Below are 17,243 nucleotides of genomic sequence, written 5' to 3' on the forward strand. Positions count from 1 at the left end.
GAGGGCCGCGCCGCTCAAATCGATTCAGATGCCAGTCAACGCCAGCGGTTGACACGGCCGGAGGTGTGTCTACGATACCCATTACTGAGACTTTACTTACATCAAAATGGGAGACGGGGAAATGGCGGCAGCAAACGGTTTGAAAGTGGGAGATCGAGCACCGGCATTTCATGCGGCGGCCTCTCCGGGCGGAAAAAAAATTCGGCTCAGCCAATTCAAGGGAGAGAAGCATGTCGTGCTCTATTTTTATCCCCGAGACAACACTCCCGGCTGCACGACAGAGGCATGTGACTTCCGCGACGCATCAGTCGACTTCGATGCATCGGACGTGGTCATTCTCGGCGTCAGCACCGATTCGGTCGAATCCCACGAAAAGTTCACCGACAAATTCGAGCTTCCCTTTCCGCTCCTAGCAGATGAAAAGCACGAGATCGCCGAAAAATATGGCGTGTGGGTCGAGAAGAACATGTACGGCAAAAAATCGATGGGCATCTTGCGATCGACGTTTCTGATCGACAAACAGGGAAAGATCGCCCGGATCTGGCGGCGCGTGAAGGTCAACGGGCACGTCAGTGCGGTCCAAGAAGCGCTCGCCGAGTTGGAGTAATTTTTTTGACCAGTCTGAATTCAGACGATGGGTGCCACTGGCTTTGCCAGTGTGAGCCCCAGTTTGGGAGCAACTTACGAACCACTGGCAAAGCCAGTGGCACCCCAAATCGGGGTGACCTAATACTTTAAAAGTAGCGTTGTCGTATAAGGCTGTCGTTGAAAGCCCATCAAGTTGCTCACCCGGCGAGTTTTCGGGGAGCGGCGAAAAACGGTGCCGGGCCGATTGCGCCTTGCGAATTTCCGTCCCAGGCATGGGCGGCGACTGATTCGAGAATCTGCTCAGCGGCTTTTAATGCCAGAAGTCCAGTTTGTCCGTCGACTAACGGCTTTTGCTGGGTGCGGATGCAATCGACAAAACTGCTCAGCTCGGCGGTCAACGCGTCGTGCGGCGTAACGGTGGGATTTTCGACACGGATAAAGTGCTCGAAAACATCGGTTTTTAGTTTTTCGATGTCCGCTCCCGGTTGTTGAGCCCGTTCGACGGGTGACGTGCCGTACAGCAAAGCATCGCTGGGGGCACAGGTGGTCACCTGCCGCGCGCCAAAATCGATCCCGACAAATCCGGTGTTGGACCAAACCTGCATGCTGCGGCTGACGTTCATGCTCACGCGATTGGCGGTCAGGTCGGCGACACATCCGTTTTCAAAACGGAGTCGCGCCTGAACGACATCTTCGTTGTTTCCGAGAATATTCAATCCGAACGCCTCGACGGAGACGATGGGGGATGCGGCGAGATCCAGGACGAGGTCGATGTCATGGATCATCAAATCAAGCGTCACACCGATGTCGGTGGAGCGGAACGAAAACGGACTGAGCCGTTCGCCACGAATGTATTTGGGTTGGCCGATGTGCGGCCGGGCGGATTGCATAGCGGGGTTGAACCGCTCAATATGACCGACTTGCAGAATGGCGCCGGTTTTCTCCGCTTGTTTGACGAGCAGGCTGCCTTCCGTAGCGTCGAGTGCCAACGGTTTTTCCACGTGGGCCGAAATCCCCCGCGACAGACAATCTCCAGCGACCGCCAAATGGGCCATTGTGGGAACGGCAACGCTGACTGCATCGACGTTGTCGAGCATGTCCCGATATTCGGAAAACCATTGCGTTCCACAATTGTGGGCGACCCGCATTCCTGCTTCTCGATTGGTATCGGCCACGCCGACTAGCTCAACGTCGGGCATGCCGGCCAGAATCCGGGCGTGATGTTGTCCAAGCGCCCCGACACCGATGACTGCGATTTTGATCTGTTTCATGCCGCTTTGGGCACCTCCCGCCTGCGTCCCTGACGGCCACCGCCGCCATGTCCTAGAAAGTCCATCAAGTTTGTGACCTCTGCAGGCCAATCGTTGCCAAGTTGTTCGTGCAAGGTTTCAGCGACGAATTCAATTTTTTTGCAATCGCGATAAATCAGGCGTTGCATCTTTTTAATGATTCGAATGGTTTCGTTACTAATGCCACGACGTTGCATGCCCACGATATTAATCGTGCGGACGCGGCTGTCGTCTCCGCCCACCCACATCATGTAGGGAGGAACGTCGTGCGGCACTCGACTGAGCCCCCCGATAAAAGAGAGCGTCCCCAGCGTTGAAAAGTGGTGTACGACGCTATTGCCGGAAATGATGACATTGTCCTGCACCTGCACGTGCCCGCCGAGCAGCACTCCGTTTACGAGAATGACGTTGTTTGCAATCTGGCAATTGTGAGCGACGTGACTGTTGGCCATCAGCATGTTGTTGTTGCCGATGCGGGTCACGCCTTCCTCTTTTTCGGCACCCCGATTGACCGTGACCCCTTCGCGGAAGGTATTTCCGTTGCCGATTTCCAGTCGGGTTTCGGCGCCGGAAAAACTCAGGTCTTGCGGGTCACCGCCGATGACGGCCGTCGGATGAAAGCAGTTATCAGTACCGATCGTAGTCGGGCCATGAATCGCCACGTGGCTGATCAATTTGGTGCGGTCCCCGATTTGAACACCCGGCCCGATCACGCAAAAGGGGCCGATCTGCACATCTGCGCCGATGATCGCCTGAGGGTCAACGCTTGCCATCGCTGATATTTGTGTGGACATGTTTGGTTGTACCTGAGCAATGCCGTGGTCTGATTGTCGAAAGCACGAGATCCGCCCGTGTCGTATCAGGCAGCGCGGCACTCCCCGTTGGTTTCCGGATTGGGAAAGAAGTGAGTGGAGTGGGCCAATTTCAATCGTCGAACAATTTCCGCATTCAGCCGGTGCCCGGAGCGGCGGGCAATGACGTGTCCTTGTAAATCGCAACCGATGAGCGCTAAGTCTCCGATGCAATCGAGCAGTTTGTGCCGCGCACATTCGTCAACGGCGCGCAATTTGTTTTCAATCGGTCCGTCTTGACCGAAGATCACCAGATCCGCTGCGGTCAACCGCGCTCCATAGCCTTGGGCCTTGAGTGCATCGGCCTCAGCTTCCAGCACAAACGTTCGTGAGAACGCGAGCTCATTCAGAAATGTTTCAGGCGTAATCCGGTAGCTGGCAGTGTGTGCTTCAATTGGCGAGTTGGGGCCGTAGTCGAGTTCGTAGGTGATTTCCAGTCCGTCGTGCGCAACCGCTTGTGCGCGGACATCGGTACCACGATCGTCGGCAGCCACAACGTCGCCTTGAATGCGCACGACTTTGCGGGGTTGATCTTGAGCAACGATTCCCGCTTGGGCAATCGCATCAGCGAAGAAAATACTAGAACCGTCGCATCCCGGCGGTTCCGGGGCATTGACTTCAACCCGGCAATTATCGACCTGCAGTCCGGCCAGCGCGGCCATGACGTGTTCGATCATTTCGATGCGCGTGCCGCCATTTTCAATGACGGTGCGGCGTTCCTGGGGAACGGTGAATTCGACGAGGGCCGGAACGGACGGTGAATTCCCCAGATCGGTTCGCACAAATTGGATGCCGTAATTCGGCTCAGCTGGGAGGAATTTTAAACGGACGTCCGCTCCCCAAAGGAAACCCACGCCGGCGACTTCTGCCTCCCGTGCGATGGTCTGTTGCGACCGATGTTCCACGTAACTCTCTCCCCGCTGGTGCGGCATGTCCGGCAATCCGCCATGAAGCCATGTGATGCGTATTGACGTCTCGCGGTGTTGGCTTTCAATGTCCAACAGGACCGCAAGAGCAATACCAGTAAAAGTGAATGGGCGTGTCGTTGGGCCGTTGGTCGCAATTGTCCAACGGCCCAGCGGCGGCCTTGGGCGGCGCTGTCTCTGAGCGATTACGTTTGGCCGTTCGTCGCAAATCGGATTCCGACAGAATTGTGCGGAACTCGATGCGGCGAACGAAACCAAACGTGCACTTTGAGAGTTGCGGCGCCGCTAATTACGGATTCGACCGAGTACGGGTCGGGGTGCGACTCGTCGCGGGCTTTTGTCCCGACACAGTCCGGACTTTGCTATCGCGTTTCGGCGCCGTTCCAGCAGTCTGGTCAAAATGTCGGTTCAAGGCACTGGTGATGATGTCGGTAATGTCATCAGCGTCGCGATGAAAAACCACCGAGGAATTCAAGTCAGCGGCAATCGACCGCGGATCCGAATCAATCGACTTGGGCCGACGGAAACGCATGACCAGCGAATAACCTTTTCGTGTCGCGAAGACCTGGACGATGTCTTGAACTTCGCCGTGGATCGTCTTGTAGATCTCAGCTTGGCGGCGCTTGAACTGTCGGTCCTTGTTTTGGACCTTGGCTTCGAAGGCCGCTTTCTCCGTGGTGAAACGGCTTTCCAGCGCGGTGTAATTGTCGCTGTCCTTTTTGAAGGTGGAATCCTTCAGTTGTCGTTCAGCCGCTTGCAGCCGTTTGAACGAACCTTCCAGTTCGGCCTTACTTTTCTCCATATCGGCTTGGAGCTCTTCTTGAAGAACGGTAAATTTTTTGTAGTTCTTGAAGACCTCCTCCATGTCAATCAGGCCCACCTTGTTACCGGATTCGCCGGAATTGCCCTGAGCGTAGGCTTGCGAGAAAATCAACGAGGCTCCGACCAGAGCCATCGTGACGGCGAAAATCAATCGTGTCTTTGTCACGGCGTTTGCACTCCTTTGCTGTGCCAAACCGGAAGGTGACGCCCGGTGTGATGTGTTGCCGAATTGCCGGCAACCGTCTTTTGATCGAATCACGATCAACATTGTTAGCTACTAAAAAACTGCTTGCCGATCACATCAAATGCCCGCGAAAGCGGCCCTCAAATAGGCCGTCCTCATGAGATCCATTCGTCACGACCTTCTGGCATTTCATCGTGCAGCTAAGCCGTGCATCCTCGCACGACCTGACAACACGCATAAAAAACTGTTGAAAAACCTTCAGGGAGGTGACCTCGAATGCGGCCGAGATGGTCTGCAGAGAAAGCACTGCGGGCCATGGAACCGGTTCGAGACGATTGGATTGTGTCGACTGAGGCGGGTATTTTGCATAACCGGCCAAACAGGTCAATACGAGACTGACACCGTCTCATGCGGAAAATGCTCATTGCTGAGAAACATTTTTTCAAACGCCTGGGCCGAAACGGACGTTGTACGCACACTGCTTCGGATAAAACCCGCTTCCAGTGCCCTGCTCTGCTTGGCGGATTGCGTTGAAGCAATAGTCTGATCGTAAGCGGATCGATTTCCCCCCCCACATTTTGAGATGAAATGACCGTGAGAAAAGGAAACCGCTGTGGAATCTGGGACTTGAGTTGGGACGTACAGCGTGTCTAATTGCGACAACCGGGGTCTAATTGCTACAACCGGGAGAATCACTGCCCGACTCTGGCATCGACGCGGTTTGAGATGGCACTTGTCGAAGGGTCGTTCATAGCGATAGACTGAACTTGAACTGATCGCACGCCAGGGCTGCGCACCCCCCGCGATAAAGTAATCGATGAAGTAATCTATTGATCACACACTTCGATGTACGGTCCGAGAATGAATGAGCGGGGTAGGATGATGGATGAGGTCATTGCGACCAAAGACAAGGGCGCCGAGGGGATCCGCTACGCGTCGTTGAAAAAAACGCGAGCTCGTGCTGAAGAGATCCTAGAAGCGGCTGCCGAAGTGTTTACGGTCAAAGGATTTGACGCGACCTCGATGAACGACATCGCCAAGGCGGTCGACCTGACCAAAGCGGGGCTGTACCACTACATTCGCGGAAAACAGGATCTGCTGCACGCGATCATGGATTTCGCCATGGATGCCATCGAGATGCAAGTCTTGGAACCGGCACGTCAGATCGCCGATCCGACGGAGCGACTGGAAATGACGCTCTACAAGCATATTCATTTGTTCGAGAATTATGGCACGCATGTCACGATTTTGATCGATGAAATGACGGCACTGACTCCCGCACACCGGGAACACATTATCCAGCGCAAACGCGCTTATCTGGATTTTGTACGGAATACCCTCTGCGAATTGAAAGCTGCAGGCCGGATGCGCGACCTGGATGTCACCATCACGTCGCTGAATATCCTCTCCACCATCGTCGGCATGGCGCGGTGGTACAACACGGATGGAAAAATGCCGCTGGATCACGTGTCGGAACAGACCATCCGTTGGATTTTGCGCGGCGTGCTGAAAGACGAGTAGGCGAGTCGCGTAACCGGTCGAGTGAAATCGTCGATTTTCAGACGAGTGGACGTCACGGCATCTTTATTTATTTTGGGTGCCACTGGCTTTGCCAGTGCAACTTGAAAAGCATGCGATACTTGCGAAACACTGGCAGAGCCAGTGGCACCCGCGCGCCCCGCTTTTTCCCCGGCAAGCTAGAAGTGCAGGCAAAATTTTTGCACCGGTCGTCATTTGAGCGAATTGCGCGCGCGTTGGAGGTTTTGCTTAGCGGCCTCAAATTGGGGACTGATGGCCAAAGCACGTTCGAAGCTAGCGGCAGCCTTTTGCATTTGACCACTTTTGGCAAAGGCGATTCCTAGCGAGTTGTGCGCCGAGGCCAAATTCGGTTCCAGTTGTATCGCCTTTTCGAGGTGTTCGACGGCCTCTTCGATTTTATTTTGATTCAAACGGACATTCCCCAGTTCCTCCCAGGAACCAGGATGCTTCTCGTTCACTGAAATCGACGTCTCAAAGCATTCAGCTGCGAGATCGAGCTGATTCAATTCTTGATAGGCCAGTCCCAAGTTGTAGTGGGCCCCCGGATAATTCGGGTCGCTTTCGATGGCTCGCTGAAATGACTTGGCAGCTAAATCCCATTCCTTCAACCGGCGATGAACGTGGCCCAGGTTATAGTGTGCGTGAGCATAGTCCGGCTGCAACAGGAGAGCCTTTTCGTAGGTTTGTTTAGCCTGTTCGAGCTGGCCATTTCTTTCGAAGTCGTACGCAGCCATGCAAAGAGTTTCGGCATCCTCCGGGAGTTTGGAGGCTGCCAGCTGCGAGAGTCGCCCCGCCTCTTCGTACTTGCGTGCCCATGACAACACTTTAGCCAGGTTGCGGAGTGCGGTTCCGTGGGCTTGATCGTCGATACTCGCCATGACCTGTTCATCGATTTGCTTTCGAGATTCTTCGTTCCACTGACTTTGCGGCTTGACGATCCCTTGCGACTCCAGTTCGTTGAGCAAGCTCAACGCCAATTCTCGATAGCCATCGATGGTGGGATGGACGTGGTCTAAAAACCATTCCTCGCCTGTGATCCCGGTTTCGGTCTTGGTTTCAACCAGCTCTTGAAAATCGACGAGCGGAACCTCGAACTGAGCAGCGACCTCTTTAACAACCGTCTGCATTTCGGGCAATATCCGCAGTGGGCAGACATCTTCGTCAATCGCACGCTGGAAGGCCTGTTTGGCTTCGGGATACTGTTTGAGTGCATAGAGAATCTCACCCCGTACGAAATGCGCTTGCGCATAATGCGGATCGATGGCGATGGCTTGATCCACTGACTTTAACGCTTCTTCAAATTCCCCTGACTGTTGTTGAGTAGCCCCCTGCTTCATAAGTTCCTGCCAGCGGGCGACCTCCCCCGGCTTTAAACCTTCGCTGTGCTGATTTTTGAAGGGGGACATATTGCGTTCGTTGGCAGCCGGATTCACCATCACCACGCGCGCGCCGACGGACCGAGCGATTTCGATCATTCTTTCGAGGTTGAACCGAAAGTGCTCAATGGTCTGTGTGCGTTGTTCCTCATCCCGGATATAGTCATCCGGTCCGATGGAACCGTCGAGAATCGCCTCGACTTCTTCGGGAAGCTTGTTGGTCGCCGAAGAACTCTGCGCACCACCGCCACGGCCCAGCATGGTGCGAACCGAGGCATAAATCCGCGATCGCGCCACGAGGGCTCCCGTTTCGCGCACGGCGCTGGGCGTGGCCATCAACTGGCTGTAGGTCCGCCGTTCTAGAAATTCGTTTTGGCCGCAATAAATGATGAACAGATCCGGTTGATATTCAACCAGTTCTTCCATCAGAGACGCGACACGATAACTGGCATAGCTGATGCCGCCGACATTGATCACTTCCCAGGGATGGCTGGGATCAGCAGCTTTTAAGTACGTGCGCAACCAGCCGGCGAATGAAGTCACGTCGTTATACGGGCGGCCGTAGGTTGTGGATCCCCCGACACAGAAAATACGATAATCGCCTTTTACCTTCTCCGCGGGGAACGCTTGCGGATTGAACCATTGCAGTTTTTTGGAGGCAGTGGCGTAGACCGTCGTCCCGTCGGGTGTCCGGACTTCTTCAAACAATGGCGACCGGGACGTGAATCCGACGAACGGATCTTCGTTGTAAGTGATCGGATTCACCCCAAAGGCGGCAAGCATCAGTTCCATGGCTCCGAAAAAGACCACGGTGGCCACGATCGAAAAGAGAACCTTCTTCAGCGGGGAAATCCGGCGACGTTTCTTCGATTTTTGGGGCTTCTCAGCGTTTGACGAAGCTGGTTCGCTTGGAGGTTCTGCCATCGATTTTCCCTTAGAAGTGCTGCCGTGAAACAACTCAGAGCAATTAGAATCTCTGGTTTTTCCTGATGTGGCTTCAGTTATTTTCGAGTACGGTAGAGACCCTGTCAAGGGGGTGGCAGACGGGCCAAACGACCGGCGGCGGTCGCATACTTCGCCAAGCCCAACACCGTGTTGGCAAGGCTTAGTCTTTCAATCACCTGATCCAGCGTACGACTGTCATTGCGATGTTACGTTGTTTGTGAAAATCCTTACCAAATCCAAAACTCTGGTGTTTCGCATCGGAATCCACTGTGGTGCGTCTCTTGGCGTGGGGGGCCGTGTGCGACGGCAAGCCGTCGGTTTGGGGACTGACCTTCCGACGCCTTCAAATCTGTGTTGCATCTGTGGCTAATTAACAACGTTGTATTCGTTCCGGCTCCGCCGCGCTGGGTGTTTCTTCTGCCGAGAAATCGAATCCATTTCTTTTTTCCAATTGTTGCGAGATTCGTTTATTCGGAACGGAACATTCAAAGCGTGGAGTTCAACGCAGCCTGCCTCCTGTTTTGACAAATCACGGCGGCCAATGCTACGCTTTTTTCAATTCCCGGCGATTTCCTGTGCCCCTCACCACTCACGCCTCTTTCGGAACCGGTTATGTCCCCTACTACGCTCAATGCCCCGAATCGTTTGCTCTCGATTGACCAACTGCGAGGGTATGCGATTTTTGGGATGATTCTGGTCAATTCCAAGGGGATGTTTGGGGTCAAAATCGAGCAGTTGAGTCACTTCAAAGATCATTTCACCTATGCCGATACGATTGCTCCGATTTTCATGTTTGTCGTAGGAATCAGCATGCGTTTGTCCTGGCTGCGTCGGAGTGAGGTGACCGGCATAACTGCCACGCGGATCGCCATGGTGAAGCGGTTCACCACGTTGGTGCTCATCGCCTTTGTGATCTATATGGGCTGGCTGTGGGATGCGCTCATGGACATCGGTCTAGCCGGGCTCTTGGCGGTCATGTTCATCGATAAGTCCCCCAAAGTGAGAGCTATTGCCGCTTGCAGTATGGCATTGCTCTACCAGGCCCTCGTCAGTTTTACGGTTTACGGTCCGTGGATCATGAGGACGGGAGACCTGACGGACGAAAATCTGCCCTATCTGTTCAAATGGATTCCGTATCAGTCGACCCTCTTCGATGTGCGGATTAACGGGGGCCCCTTTGGGCCATTGAGCTGGTGCTTTATCTTATTGCTGGGGACGATTGCTTACGACATCATGAAAAGCAATGATCGCCAGCGGATCGTCACCTATTGCCTGTCGCTGGGTATCGGTTTGTGTGCGGCGGGCTGGGCGCTCAGCATGCCGTGGGGAGACGTCAAACCATTGTGGCCCATCACGGCTTATCACATGACCTTGCCGTTTCCGCTCTGGTCCACGGGCCTATGCTTTTTGACGTTGCTGGCCTTCTATTTCCTCTGCGACGTGGGGGGAATTCGCATCCCCACATTCACCTCCGTCAGCATGAACGCCCTGTTCATCTATATCGTGCAATGCGTGATTTCCGAAACCGAGGCGCCTAAGGAAATCATCACGAAGAGTTTCGAGTGGATCCAAAAACCATTAGTCGAATCCAACCCTTCACTCGACGTCCCACTGGGGATCTGCGGAATTCTGGCCTACTACGGACTGCTAGCGGCGCTGGCCTATGTGTTGCACCGTAAGAAGATCTACATCAAAGTTTGAGTGGATCGTGTTTCAGTCGCTCGCAAGTTCTCCCAATTTAGTGACTCGCAATTCGATCGTCATAAAAATACGTCGACAAACGTGGGAGATCAACAAGCTCAGGATTGCAAGCCCGTCAGAAAGGCAACAACCATGTCGAAATATCACGATGACCGGACCGCTGCATCAGACCCGATCGGCGTCTACCTTTCTCGGCAGTTGCTTCACGAGCATTTTCCGAGAAAATCATTCTGGGACCATATCCAGAAGCTTTTGGGATTCGCTGAGAAGTTTGAAGAGATGCTAGATGAACATTTGAGTTTTGGCGATTCCCGTGCCGCTGTCGTGGTCACTCCCGATCCTTTACTTGTTGCGGCCTATACCGACGAATTTGACTGCACGGCCGTGCTCGCATTTCCTGAAAGCATTGTGGCCGAGTTCGGCCCGTTCAAGACGGGGGACCGGCTCTTGACTGTGAATACGTACCGGCCAGGTGGACCTCTGGTGGCTGATCTTTGGAATGGGGAAAGAAGTTATCGCCGGTACGCCAATTTCTTTCCGGTCATCGTCGATTTCCTGTCCGAAAATAAAGCACAGATCAATCGTCGCAAAAGTGCCATCAGCGAAGAGGAATGGGAACGCTGCCTGTCACAAGCGCAAGAATACCTGGACAAAAACAACGGCAGATTTCGAAATGGCTCCCCATTAAGAAGCTATCGGCCCGCCTAATCAATTTCAACGCAGGTTTCTGGGGACAATTGCCTAGGAGCGCTGGCCCGCGAGCCAAACCCCAACCCGCCCTTGACACCTTTTCCCGCATGCACGATTCTTGCACGCGTGGCTGCGCAGTCGTTTTTCGCAGCAACGCATCGATTTTTCCAGCAAAGTGAGATCCTCCCGGATGGCTGATGCTCCTACGCTTGTTGATATTCAAGGCCTCAAGACCTATTTCCACACCGATGGCGGAATCGTCAAAGCAGTCGATGACCTTTCGATCAAGATCAAGGAAGGGCACACGCTGGGACTGGTGGGGGAATCAGGGTCCGGCAAATCGGTCACCTCACTGACCATCATGCGGCTGTTGCCCGAGGTTTCGGCCAATATCGAAGCGGGGTCGATTTCGTTTCTCGGCCGCGACCTGGTCCGGCTGCCTGATGCGGAGATGCGATCGATTCGGGGTAAAGATATCAGCATGATCTTTCAGGAGCCGACCACCTCGCTGAACCCCGTGTTCAAGGTGGGCAAACAGGTGATGGAAGCGATCATCCTGCACCAAAAAGTCTCCAAGTCCGAAGCCCGCAAACGAACAATTGAGTTGTTCGAAGAGGTCGGTATTCGCGATGCGTCGCGGCGGGTCGATAGTTATCCGCACGAAATGTCGGGCGGACAAAAACAGCGGGTGATGATCGCTATGGCGCTCAGTTGCAACCCGAAATTGCTCATCGCCGACGAACCGACAACGGCCCTGGACGTAACGATTCAGGCGCAGATTCTGGATTTGATTCGCGAATTGCGCGACGAACGGGGCATGTCCATTTTGTTCATCACGCACGACCTGGGGGTGATCGCCGAAATCGCCGACGATGTCGCTGTGATGTTCAACGGCAAATTGGTCGAATACAACACCATCCTCGAAATCTTCACCAATGCCCAGCACCCCTACACCAAAGGCTTGCTCGCTTGCCGGCCGCAATTGGAATCGACCTTCCGGCGGCTGCCGACGGTGGTCGACTTTATGGAGACCAAACAGGTCGGCGACCAGACCGAAGTCATCGAGCGGGTCGTTGACGAAGAGCGAATGAAAGCCTTGGTCTCCAAGGGCCGCGGACGCTTGTTGCATCCCAAGGCGGAACTCAAATCGATGGGGCATCCATGGGAGGAAGGGCAACACGAAGCCGATACAACAACTGTCCCGGACGGTCAGTCGCCGGTCCTCGCCGTTGAGGACTTAAAAGTCTATTTCCCGATCAAAAAAGGAGTCCTGTCCCGGACGGTCGATCACGTCCGCGCCGTCGACGGGATTAGCTTCAACGTCTACAAAGGGCAAACTCTGGGCTTAGTGGGGGAATCGGGTTGCGGGAAAACCACAACCGGCCGGGCAATCCTGCGGTTGGTGCAACCCACGTCGGGGAAAGTGACCTTCGAGGGAATCGATGCCACCACGGCCAGCGGTTCGGAACTCCGTGCCATGCGACGGCGGATTCAGATTATTTTCCAAGATCCGTATGGCTCGCTGAATCCCCGCATGACCATCGATGCGGCCCTCACCGAACCAATGATGGTGCACAAACTCGGCGGGTCCCGCAAAGATCGCCGCGAGCGAGCGGCCTCGCTGTTGGAAGAAGTCGGCCTAAAAGGGGATTTCCTGGGACGGTATCCGCACGAATTTTCCGGCGGCCAACGCCAACGGATTTGCATCGCCCGTGCCTTAGCGGTCGAGCCGGAGTTCATCATCTGCGACGAATCGGTCTCTGCCTTAGATGTCTCGGTCCAAGCCCAAGTGCTGAACTTGCTCAAGGACCTGCAGGAAGAACATGGCCTGACGTACGTCTTCATCAGCCACGATTTGAGCGTCGTCAAATTCATGTCGGATATGATGGCCGTCATGAATATGGGAAAAATCGTCGAGTTCGGACCCTCGGAAAGCATCTACGCCAACCCGGTCGAGGAATACACCCAACGCTTGATCGAGGCGATCCCCAAGGACACGATCAAGAATATCGAACGCCGTCAGAGCGATCGCATTGCGGCGCTGAAAAAACGCCAAGCGGGGTGATTCACCACGGAGGCACGGAGGCACGGAGGCACGGAGGCACGGAGGCACGGAGGCACGGAGGCACGGAGGGCACAGAGGTCGGAACCGCAACTCAGCGTGTCCGTTTTTCTTAGCCACAGATTGAACACAGATAAAACACAGATTTTCAACGTGACTCTCGAAAATCCCAAACCGACCGCTTGCGGTCGCGCACGGCGTCCGCTTATCGCAAGGCGATGCAGTGAGAACTCTGTGTCATCAATCTTCTGATCCGTCCTCACATTTACCAGTGAAGACTCATGAGACAGTCGCGGCGAACAATTGGACAATGTACAATCATTGACTGAACATCCTTATGATTGTGGACATTGTACAAAAAGACCATGGATTACACTGTTATTATCGGCCTGGAAGTGCACGTGCAATTGCTCACCGAGAGCAAGATCTTTTGTGGCTGCGCGAATAAATTCAACCCTGACCATCCCAACACGCAAACCTGCCCGGTCTGTCTCGGACTGCCCGGGGCGTTGCCGGTGATGAACCAGGAGGCGTTTCGGCTGGCTGTAAAAACCGGCATGGCGCTCAATTGCGACATCCCAAAGTTCACCAAATGGGACCGCAAACAATATTACTATCCCGATCTGCCCAAGAACTATCAGATCAGCCAATACGACTTGCCGTTCAGCCAGGATGGTTGGGTCGAGATCGCTGTCGATCCCGAGCAGGACGAACCGCGCAAGATTCGTCTGATCCGCGCGCATCTCGAAGAAGATGCCGGCAAGAACATGCATGACGAATCGGGCGGCGGTGCGGATAGCCTCGTCGACCTGAATCGTACCGGCACGCCCCTATTGGAAATTGTTTCCGAACCGGATCTACGCTCAGCCGCCGAAGCCAAGGCGTTTTTGCAAGAACTCAAACTACTGTTGGGGTACCTGGAAGTCTCCGACTGCAACATGCAGGAGGGGAGTCTGCGGTGCGACGCCAACGTCAACCTGCATGTGCACCAAGACGGGAAGAATATCCCCACGCCGATTGTTGAAGTAAAAAACCTCAACAGTTTTCGCGGCGTGGAAATGGCGATCGACTATGAGATCAAGCGGCAAGTCAAAGAATGGGAATCGAGCGGCAAAACCATGGGGGAGGTCGCCAAGGAGACCCGTGGTTGGGATGCGGAGCGAGGCATGACCTTCTCGCAACGGGGCAAGGAAGAGGCGTCGGATTACCGCTATCTCCCCGACCCCGACTTGGTGCCGGTGATCGTCAGCGAAGAATTCTTAGAACAGATTCGCAACGACACCTGTGAATTTCCCGCCGACCGTCGGACGCGAATTCGCGAAGCGTATAGCTTGTCGCAATATGATGCGGCGGTGATCGTCGACCAGGGCCGCGCATTCGCCGATTACTATGAAGACGTTGCCGGGCATTGCGGCGACGGCAAGCAAGCGGCCAACTGGATGACTCAAGACGTGCAGCGTGAGCTGAACGAACGCAACATCGGTATCCAGGACTTTCCGCTACATTCCTCAGTACTGGGCGACGTGTTGAACCGGATCGTGAAGAAAGAAATCACGACCAAGAGCGGCCGCGACCTGTTTGCGGAGTTGCTCAATATCGACAGCGACGAAATCATCACTGCCGAGCAGATTCATCAAATCATCGTCGACAAAGGACTGGCGGTCGTTTCCGACACCGGCCAATTGGAAGGCGTGATTGCCGCCGTGATTGCCAAAAACGCCAAAGCGGCCGAAGACCTTCGCGGTGGAAAACAAGCCGCCGCTGGGCCGTTGATCGGTCAAGTGATGCGCGAAATCAAAGGCGCCGACCCAGCGATAGTACGGCAGATGATTCTCGATGCGGTACAGGAGTAACGGTGAGGCTTGAGGCGACAGGCTTGAGAATAGTGGTTTGCCGGTCGGTTTGTTCAACTTTGGGCCGTCGGGTTATGGCCGAACTCCTTCGGCATCTTTGTCTGTCTGTAGGTAGTAGCTGACATCCCAATCGGAAATCGCCTTCATTTGCTTAGCGGTTCCGAAGTACGTGCCTCCGAACGGTTTACGGGTGGCAGTATCATACATCGTCAGATGCAGGACTCCACGGTGTTTGATCGTAATCTTCAGGGTGAATTCTTTTTGCCCTTTCCGCACGAGAACTGTCTGTATCGAGTCGGTTTCCTCAATACCATCGCCTTCGGTCTGCGTTAGAAGGAGAGACAATTGTGCCTCTTCACGACTATCTAAACGGATACGTCCCCGGACCGTGACGGAATCACCCTGCTCCAACCGAGGGGAAGTTGCGGTGATGTCCATGATCTCAATGACGTCCCCATCGAGGTAGGCCTTGGGGCCGAGCACTGCTGTGACCGAATCCTGAGCAGGAGGCCCGGCAAGAGCCGTTGAAACAATCAGTAGCGCAAGCGGCAGTGAAGTCGTCATAATCTCCCCTTTTATATTCTGGAACGGAAATGTTTCCCCTACAGAGTGTTAGGCCCGCCAAGGTTGACCAACCGCAATTAACGAACACCACACATGCATAAGATTTCAGAAAACCGTTGCACCGGTCAAGTGCAAAGCTAACCCGTGACTAGGTTAGATGCCCCCGGTAGCGAAACAGAAATGTCCGAAATCCCCCCGGTCAAGAGGACACGGAGGCCATAAGCCCCGCGTGCGATGTCTGGTCTATCTTTTGTGTTCGTCGCACACGTCATCCCGCTAAAATTGCTTGAACGCGCATCGATTCGCGTGTAGATTTGTGGTTTCTACAACGATTTCACCTACGAGCATACGGGAACTGCAAATGTCGATGTCGATCTCGATTGCGATGGTTGCATTTGATAAAGGTGCCAAAATATCGCGATCGGCGGTCTATAAACATTTGCAGGCGACTTGGCCGAAGCTGCCGGCAGCGACTGCCAGCGAGAAGACCGATAGCCTGTTTAGTTTTCAGTTTGGTGAAACATCGATCATTTATGGGCTCATGCCTGCGCCCATTCCGTGGTCCGATCTGGAGGGGCCTTGCAAATCGAGTTGGTTGTGGCCCGAAGCTTCGGAAAAAATGCGCGGCCATTCCAGCCACGTAATCGTAACCGTCGCGTCGGACCGCCCCCCCATTGAGCGGCAAACGCTTTTAACGCAGGCGACGGCATCATTGGTGGCGACGACTACAGCCACTGCGGGAGTCTATTGGTGTGGTTCCACATTGGTGATGGCGCCGGATATGTTTTGCGATTTCGCCATCAAAGTCATGCCGGAAAGTCCGCCGCTCTTTCTCTGGATCGATTTCCGTACGGGAAGTAGCAAAAACGGCGAGGTGCGGGGCTTCACGAATGGAATGCGGTCGTTGGGGCACATGGAATTAGAAGCACTGGACGCATCCGAAACCCCCGGTGGATTGAAAGAACGCTTCTTCGGCTTAGCTGGCTACCTGCTCGAAAACGGCCCGGTCATCAAAGATGGCGACACGATGGGCGAAGATGAGGACGAACGGATTCAGGTTGTCTACAGCGACTCCACCTTCGGCCAAGAGGAACAAGTGATGCGACTGGTGTACGAGCCCACGAAGCAAAAGAAATCCTGGTGGCGCGGTCGGAATTAACACGCTGCGGTTTCCCGGAGCAGTTAGTTTGGGACCTGCGGTTATCAGATCGCAATCGAGTGATCGATGACAATACATTTTGAATAAGAGCGGTCTTGCTTCAAAGTCATGTCCGAACACGATCGCAAAAAATGGGATGCCAAATACGCTGACGTCGACGAAGTCGGTGCGGCTGGGGAAAATGATTGGCTCACCCAACAGGTGCAAAACATCCAACCGGGCCGGGCATTGGATTTGGCCTGCGGGCTGGGGGCAAACGCCATTCTGCTGGCGCAGTGGGGATGGACGGTCACCGCCATCGACATCTCGCCGGTGGGATTACAAATCGCCGCTCGCAGCGCTGCTGCAGCTGGTGTGCAGGTCGATTGGCAGGCGGCCGATTTGGAGACATGGGAACCTCCGGCGGCAACGTTCGATCTGGTGACGGTTTTTCGCTATCTCGATCGTGAGCAGCTGCCGCAACAGATTCAAGTGGCGCTCAAACCGGGCGGAACGCTGTTGTATGAGACGTTCGTCGAAGGTCCCAATAACACGGTCGGCGGCCATGTTCGCAACCCAGCCTTTATTCTGCAAAGCGATGAACTGCCGACCTTGTTTCCTAAATTGGAAGTCATCGAGTATTCTGAAATCCAAGTCGGCGACCACTACGTCGCTCGATTGCGATCACAAAAACCCGCTCCCTAAGTATCGAGGC

Annotated in this window: 14 protein-coding genes; 8 read left to right on the forward strand and 6 right to left on the reverse strand. The window is 54.5% G+C overall.

Annotated features, from left to right (window positions below; genetic code table 11):
• Positions 1-121 precede the first annotated feature (121 nt).
• Entirely contained in the window at positions 122-607 is a 486-nt protein-coding gene (gene bcp, locus Mal52_RS22580) for a thioredoxin-dependent thiol peroxidase (RefSeq protein WP_145378785.1), read from the forward strand.
• A 178-nt stretch (positions 608-785) separates the two neighbouring features.
• On the opposite strand, the gene Mal52_RS22585 is transcribed toward bcp, so the two are convergent.
• The 4 genes from Mal52_RS22585 to Mal52_RS22600 form a co-directional block, all read right to left on the reverse strand.
• Positions 786-1,859, reverse strand: a complete 1,074-nt coding sequence (locus Mal52_RS22585) for a Gfo/Idh/MocA family protein (RefSeq protein ID WP_145378786.1) — start codon at positions 1,857-1,859, stop codon at positions 786-788.
• Positions 1,856-2,671 carry an acyl-ACP--UDP-N-acetylglucosamine O-acyltransferase gene (lpxA, locus tag Mal52_RS22590; protein WP_145378787.1) on the reverse strand — a complete coding sequence of 272 codons (816 nt, stop codon included), beginning with the start codon at positions 2,669-2,671 and terminating at the stop codon, positions 1,856-1,858. The genes Mal52_RS22585 and lpxA overlap by 4 nt, the downstream gene beginning before the upstream one ends.
• A gap of 65 nt (positions 2,672-2,736) precedes the next feature.
• Positions 2,737-3,660, reverse strand: a complete 924-nt coding sequence (locus Mal52_RS22595; RefSeq protein ID WP_231962420.1) for a UDP-3-O-acyl-N-acetylglucosamine deacetylase — start codon at positions 3,658-3,660, stop codon at positions 2,737-2,739.
• Positions 3,661-3,943: 283 nt separating this feature from the next.
• The gene (locus Mal52_RS22600) at positions 3,944-4,642 is read right to left on the reverse strand and encodes an OmpH/Skp family outer membrane protein (RefSeq protein ID WP_197534404.1); all 699 of its coding nucleotides are present in this window, start codon (positions 4,640-4,642) and stop codon (positions 3,944-3,946) included.
• An 897-nt stretch (positions 4,643-5,539) separates the two neighbouring features.
• Between Mal52_RS22600 and Mal52_RS22605 the strand changes: the two genes are divergently transcribed.
• A complete protein-coding gene (locus tag Mal52_RS22605) occupies positions 5,540-6,181 on the forward strand; it encodes a TetR/AcrR family transcriptional regulator (RefSeq protein ID WP_197533418.1) in 642 nt (213 codons plus the stop codon).
• 209 nt (positions 6,182-6,390) lie between these two features.
• Here the strand turns inward: Mal52_RS22605 and Mal52_RS22610 are convergent, their stop codons facing one another.
• Complete coding sequence (locus tag Mal52_RS22610; RefSeq protein WP_145378790.1) at positions 6,391-8,499, reverse strand: tetratricopeptide repeat protein; 2,109 nt, start codon at positions 8,497-8,499, stop codon at positions 6,391-6,393.
• Positions 8,500-9,132: 633 nt separating this feature from the next.
• Here Mal52_RS22610 and Mal52_RS22615 point away from each other — a divergent pair.
• From Mal52_RS22615 to gatB, 4 genes are all read left to right on the forward strand, one after another.
• A complete protein-coding gene (locus Mal52_RS22615) occupies positions 9,133-10,221 on the forward strand; it encodes a heparan-alpha-glucosaminide N-acetyltransferase domain-containing protein (RefSeq protein ID WP_145378791.1) in 1,089 nt (362 codons plus the stop codon).
• Between the two features lie 81 nt (positions 10,222-10,302).
• Positions 10,303-10,929 (forward strand): hypothetical protein, encoded by a 627-nt coding sequence (locus Mal52_RS22620; RefSeq protein ID WP_145378792.1) that lies wholly within the window; start codon positions 10,303-10,305, stop codon positions 10,927-10,929.
• 172 nt (positions 10,930-11,101) lie between these two features.
• Entirely contained in the window at positions 11,102-12,976 is a 1,875-nt protein-coding gene (locus Mal52_RS22625; protein ID WP_145378793.1) for an ABC transporter ATP-binding protein, read from the forward strand.
• Positions 12,977-13,338: 362 nt separating this feature from the next.
• Positions 13,339-14,826 carry an Asp-tRNA(Asn)/Glu-tRNA(Gln) amidotransferase subunit GatB gene (gene gatB / locus Mal52_RS22630; RefSeq protein WP_145378794.1) on the forward strand — a complete coding sequence of 496 codons (1,488 nt, stop codon included), beginning with the start codon at positions 13,339-13,341 and terminating at the stop codon, positions 14,824-14,826.
• Between the two features lie 72 nt (positions 14,827-14,898).
• Here gatB and Mal52_RS22635 read toward each other — a convergent pair whose 3' ends face one another.
• The gene (locus Mal52_RS22635) at positions 14,899-15,390 is read right to left on the reverse strand and encodes a hypothetical protein (RefSeq protein ID WP_145378795.1); all 492 of its coding nucleotides are present in this window, start codon (positions 15,388-15,390) and stop codon (positions 14,899-14,901) included.
• A gap of 361 nt (positions 15,391-15,751) precedes the next feature.
• Between Mal52_RS22635 and Mal52_RS22640 the strand changes: the two genes are divergently transcribed.
• Together Mal52_RS22640 and Mal52_RS22645 are read left to right on the forward strand one after the other, a co-directional pair.
• A complete protein-coding gene (locus tag Mal52_RS22640; RefSeq protein WP_145378796.1) occupies positions 15,752-16,549 on the forward strand; it encodes a DUF4261 domain-containing protein in 798 nt (265 codons plus the stop codon).
• Between the two features lie 108 nt (positions 16,550-16,657).
• Positions 16,658-17,233 (forward strand): class I SAM-dependent methyltransferase, encoded by a 576-nt coding sequence (locus tag Mal52_RS22645; RefSeq protein WP_145378797.1) that lies wholly within the window; start codon positions 16,658-16,660, stop codon positions 17,231-17,233.
• Positions 17,234-17,243: the final 10 nt, after the last annotated feature.

This window comes from Symmachiella dynata, from assembly GCF_007747995.1.
Lineage (GTDB): Bacteria > Planctomycetota > Planctomycetia > Planctomycetales > Planctomycetaceae > Symmachiella > Symmachiella dynata.

Excerpts from the sequence above, each read along its gene's own strand:
- bcp (WP_145378785.1), top strand. The coding sequence starts at position 122 with ATGGCGGCAGCAAACGGTTTGAAAGTGGGAGATCGAGCACCGGCATTT.
- Mal52_RS22585 (WP_145378786.1), bottom strand. The coding sequence starts at position 1,859 with ATGAAACAGATCAAAATCGCAGTCATCGGTGTCGGGGCGCTTGGACAA.
- lpxA (WP_145378787.1), bottom strand. The coding sequence starts at position 2,671 with ATGTCCACACAAATATCAGCGATGGCAAGCGTTGACCCTCAGGCGATC.
- Mal52_RS22595 (WP_231962420.1), bottom strand. The coding sequence starts at position 3,660 with ATGCCGCACCAGCGGGGAGAGAGTTACGTGGAACATCGGTCGCAACAG.
- Mal52_RS22605 (WP_197533418.1), top strand. The coding sequence starts at position 5,540 with ATGATGGATGAGGTCATTGCGACCAAAGACAAGGGCGCCGAGGGGATC.
- Mal52_RS22610 (WP_145378790.1), bottom strand. The coding sequence starts at position 8,499 with ATGGCAGAACCTCCAAGCGAACCAGCTTCGTCAAACGCTGAGAAGCCC.
- Mal52_RS22615 (WP_145378791.1), top strand. The coding sequence starts at position 9,133 with ATGTCCCCTACTACGCTCAATGCCCCGAATCGTTTGCTCTCGATTGAC.
- Mal52_RS22625 (WP_145378793.1), top strand. The coding sequence starts at position 11,102 with ATGGCTGATGCTCCTACGCTTGTTGATATTCAAGGCCTCAAGACCTAT.
- gatB (WP_145378794.1), top strand. The coding sequence starts at position 13,339 with ATGGATTACACTGTTATTATCGGCCTGGAAGTGCACGTGCAATTGCTC.
- Mal52_RS22635 (WP_145378795.1), bottom strand. The coding sequence starts at position 15,390 with ATGACGACTTCACTGCCGCTTGCGCTACTGATTGTTTCAACGGCTCTT.
- Mal52_RS22640 (WP_145378796.1), top strand. The coding sequence starts at position 15,752 with ATGTCGATGTCGATCTCGATTGCGATGGTTGCATTTGATAAAGGTGCC.
- Mal52_RS22645 (WP_145378797.1), top strand. The coding sequence starts at position 16,658 with ATGTCCGAACACGATCGCAAAAAATGGGATGCCAAATACGCTGACGTC.